Consider the following 15,083-nt stretch of genomic DNA (forward strand, 5'->3'; position numbering starts at 1 on the left):
ATCCGTCCTGGTTCAGGCCGCGTTCTTCAACGTCGCCATGTCGATCACGAAGCGGTAGCGCACATCGTTCTTCGCCATGCGCTCCCAGGCTTCGTTGACGTTCCTGATGTCGATCATCTCGACGTCGCTGACGATGCCGTGCTCGGCGCAGAAGTCCATCATTTCCTGGGTTTCGGCCATGCCACCGATCGCCGAGCCGGTCAGGTGCTTGCGGCCGAAGATCACGCTGCCGCCGGTCAGCGGCGGGTCCAGCTCGGTCAGCACGCCCACCAGGCACATGGTGGCCTCGCGCTTGAGCAGGCCCATGTACGGGTTGGTGTCATGGCCAACCGGGATGGTGTTGAGCAGGAAGTCGAAGCTGCCGGCGTGCGCCTTCATCTGCGCGGCATCGCGCGAGACCAGCACCTCATCGGCGCCCAGGCGCTTGGCGTCGGCGCCCTTTTCCGGGGTGGTGGTGATCATCACCACGTGCGCGCCGAGTGCCTTGGCGAACTTCACGCCCATGTGGCCGAGGCCACCGAGGCCGATCACGCCGACCTTCTGGCCCGGGCCGACCTTCCAATGGCGCAGCGGCGACCACGTGGTAATGCCGGCGCACAGCAGCGGTGCGGCCGCCTTCAGGTCGAGGGTATCGGAGACCTTCACCACGAAGCGCTGCTCTACCACCACGTGGTCGGAATAGCCGCCGTAGGTCGGCGCGCCGCTTTCGCGTTCACGGCCGTTGTAGGTCCAGGTCGCGCCCTCGGCGCAGTACTGCTCCAGGTCGTGCTCGCAGGCATCGCAGTGGCGGCAGGAGTCGACCATGCAGCCGACGCCGGCGTGGTCGCCGACCTTGAAGCGGGTGACGTTGCTGCCGACCTCGGTCACGCGGCCGATGATCTCGTGGCCCGGCACCATCGGGTAGATCGAGCCACCCCAGTCATCGCGGGCCTGGTGCAGGTCGGAATGGCAGATGCCGCTGTAGAGGATCTCGATGCGCACATCGTCGGGACCGACCGCACGGCGTTCGAACTCATAGGGGACCAGCGGAGCGGTATGGGAATGGGCGGCGTAACCACGGGCGAGGGACATGGGGAATCCTTGGCAGGGTTTATCGAAAGGCGCTTTACAATACGCCGCGTTCCCAACGGCAAGAAGCATGGATATCGGCATGATTCATCAAGTAAAACTGCACAATCATGGCCACTGACAACCTTTCCCACCTGGCCGCGTTCGCGGCGGTTGCCCGCCACCGCAGCTTCCGCCGCGCCGGCGCCGAGCTGGCGCTGTCGACCTCGGCGGTGAGCTATGCGATCCGCGCGCTGGAAGAACGACTGGGCGTGGGCCTGTTCCACCGCACCACGCGCAGCGTGGCCCTGACCGAGGCCGGGCAGCGCCTGCTGGAGCGCCTGCAGCCGGCGCTGGGGCAGGTGCATGACGCGCTGGAAGAAATGAACCACTTCCGTGCCGCCCCGGCCGGCCTGCTGCGCATCAACGCCACCCGGGCGGCGGTGGCGACCCAGCTGCGGCCTCGGCTGGCGCGCTTCCTGCACGCTCACCCCGATGTACGCGTCGAGCTGACCGAAAATGATGGGCTGGTCGATATCGTCGCCGAGGGCTACGACGCGGGCGTGCGCCTGCACGAATTCGTGCCCGAGGACATGGTGGCGGTGCCGATGGGGCCGCCTCTGCGTGGGCTGATCGTCGGCTCGCCGGACTACCTGCGGCGACACCCGGCGCCGCAGCATCCGCGCGACCTGGCCGCGCATGAATGCATCCGCTTCCGCTTTGCCAGCGGGCATCTGTACAAATGGCAGTTCGAGCGTAGCGGGCAAGCGCTGGAGATCGACGTGCCGGGCCGGCTGACGTTGAGCGAGCAGGGCACCGTGGTTGGTGCAGTGCTTGATGGCATCGGCCTGGCCTACGTGCTGGAAGACACCGCGCGGCCGTATATCGGATCGGGGCAGATGGTGGCGGTACTGGAAGACTGGAGCGAGCCGTTCGCCGGGTTCGCGCTGTACTACCCGAAGCAGCGGCAGATGCCCGGAGCGCTGCGCGCGTTCGTCGACATGCTGCGGGAGTGACGTGCGGTGGTTCGCATCCACGCCGTGCGTGGATCTACTGCCGAACGACAACCTCCACGCGTTGCTTGAAGCGGATCAGTAGATCCGCGCCATGCGTGGATTGGCGCCCGCAATGCAGACGGCAATTCACTCGACCAGCGCGTCGTAGCCTTCGCCACTGAACTGGATCAGGCAGAAGCCGTGCCCGAACGGATCGGCCAGCACGGCGATACGGCCCCAGCGGCGCTCGCGCACCGGTTGCTCGAGCATCGCCCCGGCCGCGACCGCACGCATCAACGCGGCATCGATGTCTTCCACCACCCAGTCCAGGTGCAGCGGGGTCCAGTGGCGCTCGTAGTCACGCACATCGCCGTCTTCGGTGGCGGCGCTGCCAGCCTCGTTCTGCAGCAGGTAGAGCGGTGTTGGCCCACCAAGCAGTTCCACCGCGCCGGTACCGAGCCGACGACCGATGCGCAACCCGAACGCGGCCAGGTAGAACGCTTCGGCCGCGGCCAGGTCGGGCACGTCGATGTTGACGATGAAGTTGCGGGCAGTGGCGTTCATGGCAATGATTTCCAGCATCCGTTGGTTGCAGTCTAGTCCCGCCACCTGCTGCTGCCGGTTCATCTCCTGCGCGGATTCGGGCAAGCTGGGCGGCCTCCATCGACAAGGACATCCATGAGCGCGCTATCCGACATCGAACAGGCCACCGGCCAGGCCTTCCCGCCCCTGTTCAAGCAGTTGCATGCAGCGGGTCGGTTGAGCTGGGGCACTCCCCATCCGGATTGGTCTGAGGTGGTGTTCCCGACGCTGCAGGCGGATCCACCGGTGTTGCTATACGCCCAGGATTACGAGCCGTTGGAACACGACGAGCTGCTGGAGGCGTGGCAGGAGCTGACCGCCGAGGATCACTACAATCCCCTGCGCACTGACCTGCAACTGCTGCCCTTTGCGCGGACCGGCGCGGGTGACAGCTACTGCTTCTGGAGCAACGCGCCCGGTTCTGGCGAACCACCTGTGGTGATGGTGTGGCATGACGACGACCGTGCCGATGTGCTGGCCGCCAGCTACCAGGATTTCCTGTTCCGCAAGATGGTCGAAGCAGTTGCTGACTACCAGCGGCCGTATACGCTGCTGTCGCATGGCGAGCTGGCCGGCAATCTGCAGCGCTGGCTGCAGTCCCACCAGTCCTTCCTTCGCGGGGACCAGTACGCGGCGTTGCAGCAGCTGTTTGCCCGCGTTGACGATATTGAAGAAGGAAACATCAGCGAAGACGACGCACAGGCCATCGTCGTTGAAGTGATCGGCTTTGAGCGGTTGGACGAGTCGTTCGCTTACGTGCGCGAGGAGGCTTGAACCAAGGGTCGGAGCCCCACCTGTGGCGGGGATCCGACCCTGTGCGGGATCAGCCTGCGGCCGGGTAATCGAGGTAGCCTGCCTCGCCGCCCCCGTAATAGGTGCTGCGGTCCGGCGTGGCCAGCGCGACGTTGCGCTGCAGGCGCTCGACCAGATCCGGGTTGGCGATGAACGGCTGGCCGAACGCGGCCAGGTCGATGGTGCCCGCTTCGACCAGCTGCAGGGCGCGTTCGCGGGTCATGCCACCTGCCAGGATGACGGTGCCGCCGTAGGCCTGCTTGAACTGCCGCAGGAACACCTCGCCCAGTACCGACTGGCCCGCCTGCAGGTTGTCGTTGAGATGCACATAGGCCAGGCCGCGCTTGCCCAGTTCCTCGGCCAGGTACAGGTAGGTGGCCTCGTTGTCGGGGTAGAACGGCATGTCGAAGGTGAGGTTGTTCGGCGCCAGGCGCACGCCGATGCGCTGCGCACCGATGCGCTGGGCCATCGCATCGACGGTCTCCAGGATCAAGCGCGCACGATTGGGCAGCGAGCCGCCATGGCGGTCCTCGCGCTGGTTGATGAGCGGGTTGAGGAACTGTTCGAACAGGTAGCCGTTGGCGGCATGCAGTTCGATGCCATCGAAACCGGCGGCGATGGCGTTGTCGGCGCCGCGCGCGAAGTCGTCGACGATGCCGGGGATCTCTTCGGTGGCCAGCGCACGTGCCGGGGTGGGATCGGCGTGGCCGCGGCTGCCGTCGTCCAGATAGACGAACGAGGTGTTCTTCGGTGCACTGGCGACCGGCCGGGTACCGGCGCTTACCGGTTGGCCACCGTCGGGCTGCAGCGAGGAATGCGACATGCGGCCGACGTGCCAGAGCTGGGCGAAGATCGTGCCCTGTGCGGCATGCACCGCCTCGGTGACGAGCTTCCACCCGGCGACCTGCTCGGCCGACCAGATACCCGGCACGTCGATGTAACCCTGGCCCTGCGGCGAGACCGGGGTGCCTTCACTGATGATCAGGCCGGCGCTGGCGCGCTGCCGGTAGTACTGCGCGGTGAGTTCATTGGCCACCGCGCCGGGGTTGCGGGCGCGGGTCATCGGGGCCATCACGATGCGGTTGCGCAGGGCGGTGCCTGCCAGATCGAAGGGGCGGAACAGGGCGGCGGTCATGTCGGTCATCTCGGTGCGGGGGGAGGCGCCAGCGGCGCGATGCACACAGGATGGAGTTGACATGCAGGCGCATAAAGCGCTTCGATCTCCCTAGATGCGGGACGATTTGTCCCCAATGGAGCGCGATAGATGCTGCCGCTGGAATCATTGAATGGCCTGGTCACGTTCGTTACCACGGCCCGCTCAGGCAGCTTCACCGAGGCTGCCGACGCGCTGGGCATCTCGCGCTCGGCGGTGGGCAAGGCCATCGCCCGGCTGGAAGCGCGGCTGGGCGTGCGCCTGTTCCACCGCACCACGCGGCGCATCGCGCTGACCACCGACGGCGAAGCGTACTACGCATCGTGTGCGGCGGCGCTGGAAGAAATCTCCGCCGCCGAGGCCTGCCTGGGGTCGGCCGGCCTGCCCAGCGGACGGCTGCGCATCGACATGCCATCCTCGTTCGGGCGCCTGGTGGTGCTGCCGGTGCTGCTGCGCCTGTGCCGGCAATACCCGGACCTGCAACTGACGATGACCTTCACCGATCACTTCGTCGATCCGGTCGAAGAGGGCATCGACCTGCTGATCCGCTTCGGCGGATTGCACCAGGCCGAACATCTGGTCGCGCGCCGGCTGGGTCGCCAACGACTGGTCACCTGCGCATCGCCGGAGTACCTGCGGGCGCATGGCGTGCCGGGCAGCGTGGAGGAACTGTCGCAGCACCGCAGCATCGTTGGTTTCCGCCACGGCCAGCCGGTGGCGTGGCGGATCGGCAGGGACGATGCCGAGGGAACGTTCATCCCGAATGCGACCTACCAGCTCAACGATGGTGACGCGGTGATCGATGCGGCCATCGCTGGGCTGGGCATCTGCCAGATGCCCATTTCACTGGTGCGCCGTCATCTGGATTCCGGCGCGCTGCAATCGGTGCTGGATGCGCACATGCAGCGGCATATCGACATCCATGCGCTGTGGCCACCGACCCGCCACCTGCGGCCGAAGGTGCGCTACGTGGTGGATGAGCTGGCGCGGTTGGCGGGTGAGGGATTGTTCGACTGAGCTGGCCACGATTGAGTTCCTGCTGGCTGCTTGTATACTATCCCCCAGTATAGTTCCTGGGTGGTTCGCCATGCCGCACTCCCCCGAAGAGAAGAAGAAGGTCCTGGCCCGCGTGCGCCGCATCCGCGGCCAGTGCGATGCGCTTGACCGCGCGCTGGAAGCCGGCGCCGACTGCGGGCCGGTGCTGCAGCAGATCGCCGCCATCCGTGGCGCGGTCAACGGCCTGATGTCCGAGGTGATGGAGGCCCATCTGCGCGAGGAATTCGGCCAGCCCGCTGCCTCCGACGAGCAACGCGCCGAACGCGTGCGCGACATGAGCGCGTTGATCCGCTCGTACCTGAAATAAACGACGGCGCAACATGGCGCCGCCCATCCTGTCATTGCCTGTCCCTGGAGAAGCCATCATGAAGTCCCGTGCCGCCGTCGCCTTTGGTCCCGGCCAGCCGCTGCAGATCGTCGAGATCGACGTCGCCCCGCCGAAGAAGGGCGAAGTGCTGGTGAAGATCACCCATACCGGTGTCTGCCACACCGATGCGTTCACCCTGTCCGGCGATGACCCGGAAGGCCTGTTCCCGGTGGTGCTGGGCCATGAAGGCGCCGGCATCGTGGTGGAAGTGGGCGAGGGCGTGACCAGCGTCAAGCCGGGCGACCACGTGATTCCGCTGTATACCGCCGAGTGCGGCGAGTGCCTGTTCTGCAAGAGCGGCAAGACCAACCTGTGCGTATCGGTGCGTGCCACCCAGGGCAAGGGCGTGATGCCCGACGGCACCAGCCGCTTCAGCTACAACGGCGAGCCGCTGTACCACTACATGGGCTGCTCGACCTTCAGTGAGTACACCGTCGTTGCCGAAGTCTCGCTGGCGAAGATCAACCCGGACGCCAACCCGGAACACGTCTGCCTGCTCGGCTGCGGTGTCACCACCGGCATCGGCGCGGTGCACAACACCGCCAAGGTGCAGGAAGGTGACAGCGTGGCGGTGTTCGGCTTGGGTGGCATCGGCCTGGCGGTGATCCAGGGTGCGCGCCAGGCCAAGGCCGGCCGCATCATCGCGGTGGACACCAATCCGTCCAAGTTCGAACTGGCGCGCGAATTCGGCGCTACCGACTGCATCAACCCGAAGGACTTCGACAAGCCGATCCAGCAGGTCATCGTTGAAATGACCACCTGGGGCGTGGACCACAGCTTCGAGTGCATCGGCAACGTCAACGTGATGCGTGCGGCGCTGGAATGCGCGCACCGTGGCTGGGGCCAGAGCGTGGTGATCGGCGTGGCCGGTGCCGGGCAGGAGATCTCCACCCGCCCGTTCCAGCTGGTGACCGGCCGCAAGTGGATGGGCACTGCCTTCGGTGGCGTGAAGGGCCGCAGCCAGCTGCCGGGCATGGTCGAGGACGCGATGAAGGGCGACATCGAACTGGCCCCGTTCGTCACCCACACCATGGGCCTGGACAAGATCAACGATGCCTTCGACCTGATGCATGAAGGCAAGTCGATCCGTTCGGTGGTCCATTACTGAGCCGCAGCGTGGGCTGGTTCGATGCCTTGCGCAGGCCGCGTGCGGAAGATCCGCGCGCGGCCCTGGTTGATCCGATCGAGCAGGCGTTGCGCGTGCTGGGTTGGGTCGAAGGCGTCGTGGGTCCGCCGCGCGCAGTGGACTCACCCTTCGGCATTGGTGAAATGCCGTTCGAGCACTGGCTGGCGCAGGTGTTCCTGCCGCGCCTGCACGAAGCCCGCGCCGATGGCCAATGGCCACCGCGCAGTGACGTGGCGGTCGCGGCGTACCGCAACCTGGACGGCCAGCCTGGTGTCGAACCGCTGCTGCGCCTGCTGTCGCAGCTGGATGAGTTGATCAACACACGTGACGGCTGACGCCGGCACGCAGGAGAGTTCCATGGAACGTATTGAACACCGCGCCTGTTTCGGCGGTTGGCAGGATGTTTACCGCCATCGTTCGACCACGCTGGGCTGCGACATGCAGTTCGCCGTGTACCTGCCGCCGCAGGCGGAAACGCAGAAGCTGCCGGTGCTGTATTGGCTGAGCGGGCTGACCTGCACCGAGCAGAATTTCATCACCAAGGCCGGTGCGCAGCGCTATGCAGCCGAGCACGGCGTAATCATCGTCGCGCCGGATACCAGCCCGCGCGGTGATGACGTGGCCGATGCCGAGGGCTATGACCTGGGCAAGGGGGCGGGGTTCTACCTCAACGCCACCCGTGCACCGTGGGCGAAGCACTACCGCATGCATGACTATGTGGCGCGGGAACTGCCGGCGCTGATCGAGGCGAACTTCCCGGTCACCGGCGCGCGTGGCATCAGCGGCCACTCGATGGGTGGCCATGGTGCGCTGGTGATCGCGCTGCGCAACCCGGGGCGCTACCGCAGTGTGTCGGCGTTCTCGCCGATCGTCGCGCCCAGCCACGTACCGTGGGGGCAGAAGGCGTTCACGGCTTATCTGGGCGACAACCCAGCCGACTGGGCGCAGTGGGACGCGTGTGCGTTGCTGGCGACGGCCAGCGAGCGCCTGCCGTTGCTGGTCGACCAGGGCGAGGCGGACGAGTTCCTGCAGACCCAGCTGCAGCCGCAGCGCCTGCAGGAGGCCTGCGCCGCAGCCGGCCATCCGCTGACCCTGCGCCTGCAGCCGGGCTACGACCACAGCTACTATTTCATCGCCAGCTTCATCGGCGAGCACGTCGCCCACCACGCTCGCGCCCTGCACGCCTGAGGGCTTTCCGGTAGTGCCGGCCGCTGGCCGGCAACCCGCAGCCGCAATTCCCTGGGATTGCCGGCCAGCGGCCGGCACTACCATGGTGATGCACGCGGAGTGTCGTTTTGCCGCAGCGGATCACGCCGCTGTGGCGTGCCGGCGCGCTATCGTGCGCTCAGACGGCCTTGCGGATCGGGGGGATGCATGCCGGTAGTGCTGGCGCTGCTGTACGTGCTCTGCCATGGGCTGGCCGTGGCGTTCTGGCCGAGCCCGGCGGGCGTGGGCTCTTTCCTGTTCCTGACCGGCGCACCGCTGCTGGCCGCCGCCGCGTGCCTAGTGCGGGCGCAACGTGACCGCGCCGCTCTGGGCTGGCGTTCTACCGCGATGGCACTGCTGCTGTGGGCCGGTGGCATGACGTTCAACATGGTGGATGCGCTGGGCGCCGGCCGGGCTGACTTCACCCCACGCGTCAGCCTGTTGTTGTACGTGCTGTATGGCGTGCCGCTGGTGTTCATCCTGGCCCGGGCACGCCGCGAGCGCCCGAGCATCAGCCTGATCGATGCGGCGATGGCGGCGCTGCTGGGTGTGCTGTTCTTCGTGCACACCGCATCGTTCGCCGCCCGTGTCGAGGTCGACGCCCATGCCATGTCCAACATGCAGCGCATGTTCGACATCCAGAACCTGTGTATCGCCGCGTTCGCCGTGGTGCGATGGCTGGCCGGCGACGTGCCCGAACGGCGCAGGTTCTTCCGTGCACTGGCGTTGTACGCACTGGCCTATCTGCTGGTGGCCTACTACATCAACCACTACACCTCCGATGATGCATTCGGTGCGTTCAACGACCTGCTGATCGACGTACCTTTTCTGCTGATCGCCTGCATGGCGCTGGACACGGCGCCGGACACAGGCACCACGGCACACCCGCGGCTGGCGAGGACGGTGCAGGCCGCCGGTCCGATCATCCTGCCGTTGCTGCTGCTGGTGGTCGGCACGCTGGTGGTGGATCATGCGCGGCCGTTGGCCGTCGCGGGCTTCGTCGTAGCCACCCTTGGTTTCGGCCTGCGCAGCGTCCTGCTGCAGACCGATCTGCTGGAGCGTCAGGCGGCGCTGGATCAACTGGCGCGGCAGGATGGCCTCACCGGCGTGGCCAATCGCCGCGAGTTCGACGCGCGGCTGACCTCCGAGTGGAATCGCGCGCGGCGCAGCGGCACCGAGCTGGGCCTGCTGCTGGTGGATATCGACCACTTCAAGGCCTTCAACGACCGGCACGGCCATCCGGCCGGTGATCGTTGCCTGCAGGCGGTGGCCGGGGTGCTGAAGGGCGTCGCAGGTCGCGGCAGTGACAGCGTTGCGCGTTATGGCGGTGAAGAATTCGCTGTCATCGTGCCTGGAAGCCCACTGTCGGGCGTGCTGGCGCTGGCCGAACGCCTGCGCGGGGCTGTGGAAGCGCTGCCGTTGCCGGAAGGATCGGTCAGTATCAGCATCGGCGTGGGCTACCTGCATCCGCCGGCCCTGGCCAGTGCCGATCAGTTGCTGGCGGACGCCGATGCCGGCCTGTACGCCGCCAAGCGTGCAGGCCGCAACCAGGTGGTCCTGCACGCACACGTGCTGGATGACGAGGGCAACGCGCACGGAACGATGGACTGCTGAGCGGACCAGCCCATGGCGTGCCGCCCGTCCAGGGACATCGCGCTGGGTAGTGCCGGCCGCTGGCCGGCATCTCCTTGGTTGCCGGCCAGCGGCCGGCACTACCATGGCGTGGCCTCAACGCACGTCGCGCAGTTCCCAGTGGTGGCCGGCCAGCAGGCGCAGGCGCTGCTTGAACACGTCACTGTCGATACGGGTGGTGGCGACCAGGTTGATGCGCAGGTCCTTCTGCTCGCCGGTCACGGTGGCGTCCGGATCGGTCACGCCCCACTGCGGTTCCACCGCATCCGGGTCGGGTTGCTTGGCCTTCCACCGTTCGAACAGCGTGCCGCTGCGCAGGGCGTCCTGCAGCTCTTCGGCGAAACCGGCGGCGCCCTGCGAATGGAAGGACAGGTCAGGGTCGTTGCCGCGGGCCTTGGACGGGTCGGGCAGGCTGATGTGGTACTGCGCAGGCATGAAGTTCTCCTTGAAGTGCGGCAAGGCTGGCACAACCGTGGTCGAATCGATGTGCAGATTCCAGCCACGGTCGGCCTTCATTCAAACCGATGTGGCCCATCGGCAAAGCCCACGGTGACCGCGCCCTTGCCGACATTGACCATGCCGGTCAGGCTCATCACCGATTCGTACACGGTCACGCCATGGCCGGCGCAGACCTCCTTCATCTGTGCATAGCCGGGCAGGCTGCGCAGCTCATCCAGCTCACCGCCGTAGCTGACGCATACCGTCGGCGTCATCAGCCCGGCACGCACGCGCTGGCTGACCACCGCGAACAGCTTCTGCACGGCACTGTCGAAGCCCTTGATCTTGGCCACCGGCCCGGTCTGGCCACGGTAGCCGTGCAGCACCGGCTTGATGTCCAGCGCGCTGCCCAGTGCGGCGCTGAGCAGGCCGACGCTGCGGTCACCCTTGTGTCGTGCACGCGCGCGCATGTAGTACAGGTCGCGGGTGATCATGTAGCCGTGCACATTGCCGGCCAGTTCTTCCAGCCGTTCGCGGATCTGCTGCACGCTGGCACCACTGTCACGCAGGCGAACCGCCTCCACTGCGGTCACGGCCTGCGCAGCGAACAGGTTCTGGGTATCGAGCACGCGCAGGGCGAACGGCGAGTTGTAGCCCGCTGCCTGCCGCACCGGCTTGTAATCGTTGAGGATGGCGAAGCTGGCCTGCAGCGCATTGTCGTGGATCGGGCTGCGGGTCTTGGTGATGGTCATGCAGAACACGTGGTCGTAATCGATCACCAGCTGCTGCAGGAACAGGTCGCGGATCTGGTTGACACTGAAGGGGATGGTCTCCGCCTCGGCACCGTGCTCGGCCACGTGTGCATGCAGGAAACTCAGCGTGGCCTGCTCATCGCGATGATCGGCCAGAACCGCTTCACCGATTCGTACGGTGATCGGCAGCAGCACGATGTTGTGCTCGGCAATGAAGTCCTGCGGCAGGTCGCAGGCCGAGTCGACGACGATTCCGATGCGCATCCGCGGCTCCCCCTCCAGGGCGGTTGTAGGTTCGGAAACGTGAAATCTATCTCAAATTCTGGCGTGGCGCGCGAGGGAAACGCGCCAGGCCCTGTTCAGCGACTGCGCTGCACGGCCACCGGAAGTTCGGCCAGGCGCTGCCATTCGGGCTGCTGCAGCAGGGCGGGATCGGCCAGCACGGCGGCCATCAACGGATGGGCGTCGTTGCCCCAGAACAGTTCGTCATCGATGGCCAGGGTCGGTACGCCGAACACGCCGGCAGCAATGGCGGCCTCGGTGTTCCTCCGCAGCTGCTCCTTGACCGCGGGGGCCGCGGTGGCGCTGGCGACATCCTCGATCCCCAGCCGCGCAGCCGGTTCGCGCAGGGCCTCGGCGCTATCGGCGGCATTGCCGTCGCGCCAGATCCAGTCGAACAGCACGTCTACCGCCTGCACGCTGCCACCGGCGGCCAGGCACAGCCGCAGGGCAGACAACGGGTTGAACGGGTGGCCCGGCGGGAACCGCAGCGGTGTTCCTTCGGCCTGCGCAGTCCACAGCAGCTGGCGGTACATGAAGCGGCGCTTGGCCGGAATCTCGGCCGGCCCGAGGTTGCCCAGGTGATGCAGCACGGCACCGAAGGCGATCGGCACGGTCTGGATCTGTGCGAACTGGGGCAGCTGCTTCAGCTTCTGCCAGTGCAGGTAGGAATAGGGCGAGACGAAGTCGAAGTACCAGCGCAGGGTGGCCATGCGGGTTTCCTTGGATAACTGGAGGTCAGGGCTGCGCGTTGCGCTGCAGGTAGCGGTCGCGCAGTTCGGTCTGGCGTGAGCGCATCGGCATCGCCCGGCCGCCCAGCCAGACCTGTTCGGCATAGTGCGCCACGTCCAGCGGGTCGCCCTCCCACAGCACCAGGTCGGCACGCTTGCCCGGCTCGATGCTGCCGATCTGGTCGGCCACGCCGAACGCCTGCGCCGGCACCCGGGTCAGGCCGGCCAGGCCGTCGGCCCAGGGCAGGCCATTGGCCACGGCATTGCCGGCCAGCTGGCGCATCTTGCGGGCGTTGTGCGAGGCGTCGCCTCGCTGCACGAACGAGACCGCCACGCCGGAACGCTGCAGGCGTGCCGCATTTTCCAGCGTGGCACCGATCTGGTCGAAGCTGGCCGGCAGGTTGGACAACACATCGACGAACACCGGTACCTGTGCGGCGGCCAGCTCCGGCGCCAGCTGCCAGGCTTCGCTGCCACCGGCGATGGCGATCTTCACTTTCTCGCGGGCGGCCCAGCGCAGCAGCTGGCGCATGTCCGCCGCGCGGTCCACCTCCACCACAATGCGGCCCTGGCCGGTCAGGTAGCGGCCCAGCGTGCGGCGCCCGGCCGGGGTCAGCAGCGCATGCGGCGAGTCCGCGGCGACCTGGCCGCGTGCCTCGTCCACCATCTGCTGCAGCAGCATCCATTGCGCCGCACGCGAATGCCCGGTCAGCTCCACTGCGGCCGACCCCAGGCGCAGGAACAGCGCGCGCGGCCCGAGGGGATCGGCGCTGCCGTCCAGCCGCATCACGCCACCCTGGCCTGCAACGAAGCCGCCACCAGTGGCCGCCCCCAGCACGGTGAAGCCGATGCCGTCCAGGCGCGCCACCGGGATCAGCACCGAGGCCGGGTTGTACGCCAGGGTGACATCGAACTCTGGGCGCAGCGGTTGTTCGCCGATCTTCAACGTACTGTCGACCGTGCTCGCTTCACCGGAGACTTCTTCGATGCCGATCTCGGTGATGCCCCCGAACAGCGCCGGTGTCAGCGGGCGACCATCGGCCTCGACCACGCGGGCCCCGGCCGGAGCGGACAGCCCGCTGCCGACTGCGCGGATGATGCCGCCCTGCACCAGCACATCGGCGTGCTGCAGGCTGCCGCGCGCGCTGGCGGTATGCACGGTGGCGTTGCGCACCAGCAGGTCCTGCGCCTGCGCGGATGCGGAGAGGCAGGCCAGCACCATGACCGTAGCGCCGAGCCATGCCCGGCGACGCTTGTTCAACGCGCCCATCAGTGCACCTCCTGGCCAAGCTGGAAGTCGGAACGTGGCGTGGCTGCAGGTGCGCTGCGGTCGTACAGGCGGCGGCCGTCGATGAAGACCTGCTCGGCCAGCGCGTACGAGCTGAAGGGGTTGCCGTTCCACACCACCACGTCGGCCATCTTGCCGGCCTCCAGGGTGCCGGTCTGGCCTTCAATCCCCAGCGCCCTGGCGGCGTTGGCGGTCATCCAGGTGATGGCGTGTTCGGGGGGGATCTCCGGCATGCGTGCGCGGCGCGCGGCGGCGATCACCTTGGCCGCTTCCTGGTTCAGGCGCTGGATGCCTTCGGGGGAGTCGGAATGGACGATGGCGCAGCTGTTCTTCGGCCGATCGACCAGTGCGATGTTCTCCGGAATGCCGTCGAAGGCTTCCATCTTGAAGCCCCACCAGTCGGCCCACAGCGCGCCGCAGACGCCGTCGGCGGCCAGCCGGTCGGCCAGCTTGTAGGCCTCCACGCCGTGGTGGAAGGCGGCCACCTTGAAGCCGAATTCCTTGGCCAGGTCGAGCATGGTGGCCATCTCGTCGGCGCGGTAGCAATGGATATGCACGCGGATGTCGCCCTCGATCGCACCGGCCAGCGTGTCCAGCTTGAGATCGCGCTTGCCGCCGGCATCACCGGCGCTGTCGCCCTTGTCGCTGCCGAACCAGCCCTTGCGCTTGGCCGGCTTCGGTTTGTTCTTGGCGATGTAGTCGGCGGCATCGATGAAGGCGGCGCGGTAACCGGCAACGTTGCCCATCCGCGTGGCCGGAGCGACGCCCTTGCCTCCGCCGTAGACCCGCTTCGGGTTCTCGCCGCAGGCCATTTTCAGCCCCCACGGCGCGCCGGGGAACTTCATCGCCTGGTAGGTGATGGCGGGGACGTTCTTCAGGGTCACACCACGACCACCGACCAGGTTGGCCGAGCCCGGCAGCACCTGCATGCTGGTCACGCCGCCGGCCAGTGCGGTGGCGAAACCCGGGTCCTGCGGCCACACCGAGTGCTCGGCCCAGACGTTGGCGGTGACCGGCGCGGTCATCTCGTTGCCGTCGCTGTGCGCGCCGACGCCCGGGCTGGGGTACACGCCCAGGTGCGAGTGCACGTCGATCAGGCCCGGTGTGACCCACTTGCCCTGCGCATCGATGCGGGTGACCCCGGCATCGGCCTGCAGCTGGCGGCCCACGGCGGCGATGCGGCCCTCGCGCAGCAGCACGTCGGCGTTGTCCAGGCGCTGGCCGGTGCCGGTGAGCACGATGGCGTTCTGGATCAGCACCGGCGCATCGGGATGCGCCCGGTAGGTGCTGGGGTAGGGATCGGCGACGAAGCGCGAGGCGCCCATCGCCGGTGCCGTGCTCAACGAAACCAGCGCCATCCCAAGAGCGGCGCGCAACACCATCGATGCCATGCAGAGATCCCCAACCCACGCGTGAATCCGCCGACGCTATCCGTCGTCGATACCACTTGCCAAGTGACCTTGGGCAGGGGCAGGGGTGGGGATTTTCCTATACAAAAATTCTGAACGAAGCATTAATTTTTTGTGACACCTGCCGCTACCAACCGGTGGGACAGCGAGCGCTGACCCGCCGTGAGGTGTGCTTTCCATTGCTCCATGACGGAGCTGCACCTGAAATATTTCAAGGAATCAAGGACGTA

Annotated in this window: 16 protein-coding genes; 8 read left to right on the forward strand and 8 right to left on the reverse strand. The window is 67.0% G+C overall.

Features of this window, described 5'->3' with window-relative positions:
* Positions 1-12 precede the first annotated feature (12 nt).
* Complete coding sequence (locus AC5P7X_RS01720) at positions 13-1,071, reverse strand: NAD(P)-dependent alcohol dehydrogenase (protein WP_053500585.1); 1,059 nt, start codon at positions 1,069-1,071, stop codon at positions 13-15.
* A 107-nt stretch (positions 1,072-1,178) separates the two neighbouring features.
* On the opposite strand from AC5P7X_RS01720, the gene AC5P7X_RS01725 reads away from it, so the two are divergent.
* Positions 1,179-2,063, forward strand: a complete 885-nt coding sequence (locus AC5P7X_RS01725; RefSeq protein ID WP_053500583.1) for a LysR family transcriptional regulator — start codon at positions 1,179-1,181, stop codon at positions 2,061-2,063.
* Between the two features lie 126 nt (positions 2,064-2,189).
* Here the strand turns inward: AC5P7X_RS01725 and AC5P7X_RS01730 are convergent, their stop codons facing one another.
* Positions 2,190-2,606, reverse strand: a complete 417-nt coding sequence (locus AC5P7X_RS01730; protein ID WP_053500596.1) for a VOC family protein — start codon at positions 2,604-2,606, stop codon at positions 2,190-2,192.
* A 114-nt stretch (positions 2,607-2,720) separates the two neighbouring features.
* On the opposite strand from AC5P7X_RS01730, the gene AC5P7X_RS01735 reads away from it, so the two are divergent.
* Complete coding sequence (locus AC5P7X_RS01735) at positions 2,721-3,398, forward strand: SMI1/KNR4 family protein (RefSeq protein ID WP_053500581.1); 678 nt, start codon at positions 2,721-2,723, stop codon at positions 3,396-3,398.
* Positions 3,399-3,447: 49 nt separating this feature from the next.
* Here AC5P7X_RS01735 and AC5P7X_RS01740 read toward each other — a convergent pair whose 3' ends face one another.
* Positions 3,448-4,551, reverse strand: a complete 1,104-nt coding sequence (locus AC5P7X_RS01740; protein ID WP_069139395.1) for an alkene reductase — start codon at positions 4,549-4,551, stop codon at positions 3,448-3,450.
* A gap of 129 nt (positions 4,552-4,680) precedes the next feature.
* Between AC5P7X_RS01740 and AC5P7X_RS01745 the strand changes: the two genes are divergently transcribed.
* The 6 genes from AC5P7X_RS01745 to AC5P7X_RS01770 all read left to right on the forward strand — a co-directional run bounded on the left by AC5P7X_RS01745 (position 4,681) and on the right by AC5P7X_RS01770 (position 9,938).
* On the forward strand, positions 4,681-5,586 hold the full coding sequence (locus AC5P7X_RS01745) for a LysR family transcriptional regulator (protein WP_070490377.1): 906 nt from the start codon (positions 4,681-4,683) through the stop codon (positions 5,584-5,586).
* 70 nt (positions 5,587-5,656) lie between these two features.
* A complete protein-coding gene (gene frmR / locus AC5P7X_RS01750; RefSeq protein ID WP_005411009.1) occupies positions 5,657-5,932 on the forward strand; it encodes a formaldehyde-responsive transcriptional repressor FrmR in 276 nt (91 codons plus the stop codon).
* 58 nt (positions 5,933-5,990) lie between these two features.
* Positions 5,991-7,100: an S-(hydroxymethyl)glutathione dehydrogenase/class III alcohol dehydrogenase gene (locus AC5P7X_RS01755; RefSeq protein WP_053500575.1), complete on the forward strand. Its 1,110-nt coding sequence runs from the start codon at positions 5,991-5,993 to the stop codon at positions 7,098-7,100.
* An 8-nt stretch (positions 7,101-7,108) separates the two neighbouring features.
* Positions 7,109-7,453: a YqcC family protein gene (locus AC5P7X_RS01760; protein WP_329843319.1), complete on the forward strand. Its 345-nt coding sequence runs from the start codon at positions 7,109-7,111 to the stop codon at positions 7,451-7,453.
* 22 nt (positions 7,454-7,475) lie between these two features.
* On the forward strand, positions 7,476-8,306 hold the full coding sequence (gene fghA, locus AC5P7X_RS01765) for an S-formylglutathione hydrolase (protein WP_495214355.1): 831 nt from the start codon (positions 7,476-7,478) through the stop codon (positions 8,304-8,306).
* Positions 8,307-8,492: 186 nt separating this feature from the next.
* Entirely contained in the window at positions 8,493-9,938 is a 1,446-nt protein-coding gene (locus AC5P7X_RS01770) for a GGDEF domain-containing protein (protein ID WP_495214356.1), read from the forward strand.
* Between the two features lie 114 nt (positions 9,939-10,052).
* On the opposite strand, the gene AC5P7X_RS01775 is transcribed toward AC5P7X_RS01770, so the two are convergent.
* The 5 genes from AC5P7X_RS01775 to AC5P7X_RS01795 form a co-directional block, all read right to left on the reverse strand.
* Positions 10,053-10,391, reverse strand: a complete 339-nt coding sequence (locus tag AC5P7X_RS01775; protein WP_006469105.1) for a hypothetical protein — start codon at positions 10,389-10,391, stop codon at positions 10,053-10,055.
* A 77-nt stretch (positions 10,392-10,468) separates the two neighbouring features.
* The gene (locus AC5P7X_RS01780) at positions 10,469-11,410 is read right to left on the reverse strand and encodes a DegV family protein (protein WP_053501128.1); all 942 of its coding nucleotides are present in this window, start codon (positions 11,408-11,410) and stop codon (positions 10,469-10,471) included.
* Positions 11,411-11,505: 95 nt separating this feature from the next.
* Complete coding sequence (locus tag AC5P7X_RS01785) at positions 11,506-12,138, reverse strand: 2-hydroxychromene-2-carboxylate isomerase (RefSeq protein WP_005419225.1); 633 nt, start codon at positions 12,136-12,138, stop codon at positions 11,506-11,508.
* Positions 12,139-12,163: 25 nt separating this feature from the next.
* Entirely contained in the window at positions 12,164-13,426 is a 1,263-nt protein-coding gene (locus AC5P7X_RS01790) for an amidohydrolase family protein (RefSeq protein ID WP_206620405.1), read from the reverse strand.
* On the reverse strand, positions 13,426-14,835 hold the full coding sequence (locus tag AC5P7X_RS01795) for an amidohydrolase (protein ID WP_495214357.1): 1,410 nt from the start codon (positions 14,833-14,835) through the stop codon (positions 13,426-13,428). The genes AC5P7X_RS01790 and AC5P7X_RS01795 overlap by 1 nt, the downstream gene beginning before the upstream one ends.
* Between the last annotated feature and the right edge of the window lie 248 nt (positions 14,836-15,083).

This window comes from Stenotrophomonas sp. YJH_SMC_53, from assembly GCF_059369995.1.